At 44.3% G+C, this 442-nt stretch carries 2 protein-coding genes; both read left to right on the top strand.

Annotated features, from left to right (window positions below; translation table 11 throughout):
• On the top strand, positions 1-241 hold a 241-nt coding region (locus NE664_14130), incomplete at its 5' end, for an ABC transporter permease subunit (protein ID MCQ4727773.1).
• 13 nt (positions 242-254) lie between these two features.
• Positions 255-442 (top strand): ATP-binding cassette domain-containing protein (locus NE664_14125; protein ID MCQ4727772.1); only part of this gene is annotated, 188 nt, incomplete at its 3' end.

Raw genomic sequence — 442 nt, 5'->3', positions numbered from 1 at the left:
GGAAGCAACTATGGGAGTTGCCAATACGGTCCTGACTGCAGCTTCTTTAAGCTATATTGGTCTTGGCGTTCAGCCACCTACTCCGGAGTGGGGGGCCATGCTTTCAGGAGCAAAGGGTTATATACGGGATTATTCCTATATGCTGACTTTCCCTGGTCTTTTCATCGCATTGACCGTTCTTTGTCTTAATATGCTTGGTGACGGCCTCAGAGATGCTTTGGATCCGAAACTTAAAAATTGATGGAGGTCAGAAGATGGAAGAGAAAACAACAGCTTTTTTGGAAGTGAAAGACTTGGTAGTAGAATATTCGTCAGGTGATGATGTAGTTCATGCGGTTAATGGAGTCTCTTTTTCGCTGGAACGCGGGAAAACACTGGCGTTGGTAGGAGAGACTGGTGCTGGTAAAACTACTATTGCAAAAACTATTATGAGAATTTTGCC

The sequence above is a fragment of the Anaerotignum faecicola genome, from assembly GCA_024460105.1.
Taxonomy (GTDB): Bacteria; Bacillota; Clostridia; order Lachnospirales; family Anaerotignaceae; genus JANFXS01.
The sequence above is the reverse complement of the archived record's forward strand: the minus strand, read 5'-3'. Positions and strand labels throughout refer to the sequence as shown.